This window comes from Chryseobacillus diguaensis (assembly GCF_049220665.1).
Taxonomy (GTDB): Bacteria; Bacillota; Bacilli; order Bacillales; family Bacillaceae; genus Metabacillus_B.
In genome coordinates, this window is the sequence record NZ_JBMKNV010000034.1 from 1 (window position 1) to 1,622 (window position 1,622).

A 1,622-nucleotide genomic window follows, 5' to 3' on the forward strand; every position below is an offset into this window, starting at 1 on the left:
ACGCCGCCCTTGGGGGCTTTCCCTCCCATGTCTCAACGGGTCAATTGCCCTCTCATTCCTTCGTCATGCCTTTCCAAGGGGTGGAGGCCAGTTATGCTAACCTGATGGGTCACAGTGCCCTTTTGTTGAACAAACCCGGTACTCCGTACATATTTGAAATCCTACGAATAAGACAACATTCAAAATTAAAGTTAACTATTTTAGATGATACATTTTATATAACTAATGTTTTATTTCTATGCTGCTAAAGGGATTATTACTTGGACTTTATTTGGACTATAAGACTCGTTTCGTCGTGCTATTCCTACAAAAATCCTTGCTAGTTTACCTATCAGTTTCATGATTGATTTCATTTTCTTTAACTTCTTTACTTTCACATTATGGGAATGGAGAGCTTTAAACTCAGGGTTATTCATCACAAGGCTCATGGTTGCTAAGTAGAGGAATCGTCGTAGTCTTGACCTTCCACGCTTTGATATGACAATCTGACCTTTCCATTTGCCTGAACTTGCTTCAGCTAAATGTAATCCCGCATGACGTAATAGAGAGTTTCCGTGAGAGAAACCACTTAGATCTCCTGATTCACCTAGTATCCCGGCTAATGAAATTTCACTTATTCCTTTTATCATAAGTAGTTTTTTTGCAAAGGGGATTTTGTAGAGAACTTCTTTAACTTGTTGTTCAACTCTTTCGAGTTGTTTTACAGCGAGGTCATATTCCTCTAATAATTGTTCTAAATGAAATTTATAAGCATCCAAAGCCTGTCCGGTCCCAATAGAGGATTTTGCTAGATTGATTAGTAATTGAGCCTTCTTGGGTCCTGGTTGTCGTTTCATTAAAGACTTCCAACCCCTCATGACATCTAGTGTTTCTAGTGAAGATACTTCATCCGGTGTAGGAAATAAACGAAGGGTTGCGATGGCCCCTTTGCACGAAACATCTTTAAACACTTGTCTGAGTTCTGGAAAGACCACATCCACCCATCGATTTATTTGATTGATAGACATCACGAGACGTTTAACAATTACATCACGGTTTGACATTAGAACTTTAAGTTTCTCAAAGGATTCTGATGTTGGACGAACAAGGGAATAATAACCGTTTTTCACCATATCCGCTATAACGAGTGCATCTTTTCTATCACTCTTCGATTGTGTATTGTCACGATTCTCTTTATTCCTTTTTACTAAGTGGGGATTCACAGTAACTACCTCAATGTTTTGTTTATCCAGCCATTTTGAGAGGTTAATCCAGTAATGCCCTGTAGGTTCCATACCCACTATTGTTGAATCTGAGTTTTTTAGTTTTTGTAAGTTTTGAATCCAACTTAATAGTTTTACGAACCCCTCTTCATTATTTGCAAATGTAAGAGGATCTCCAACTACAATTCCACGGAAGTTAACAGCTCGAGCAACGTGTAATTGTTGGGCTATATCCACACCTACAATTAGATGTGTATCGGAAATTCTTTCGATTAGTTGATTTTGTTTGTCTTGCATTTTAAAATTCATAGTAAGGCTTCCTCCTTAAGACGTTGAGTTAGATTGGACTCTATACTCGTATCTTACTGAGGGGCTCTATTTTTTTCAAACCTGATATTTAAAGATCTACAGGAATGCTAA

At 38.0% G+C, this 1,622-nt stretch carries 2 protein-coding genes; one reads left to right on the forward strand and one right to left on the reverse strand.

The annotated features are described in order from the left end of the window. On the forward strand, window positions 1-248 hold a 248-nt coding region (locus tag ACOT8F_RS20870), incomplete at its 5' end, for a hypothetical protein (protein ID WP_421653834.1). Here ACOT8F_RS20870 and ACOT8F_RS20875 read toward each other — a convergent pair. Next, window positions 237-1,511 carry an IS110 family RNA-guided transposase gene (locus ACOT8F_RS20875; RefSeq protein WP_421653835.1) on the reverse strand — a complete coding sequence of 425 codons (1,275 nt, stop codon included), beginning with the start codon at window positions 1,509-1,511 and terminating at the stop codon, window positions 237-239. The two genes, ACOT8F_RS20870 and ACOT8F_RS20875, sit on opposite strands and share 12 nt — an antisense overlap. Window positions 1,512-1,622 lie beyond the last annotated feature (111 nt).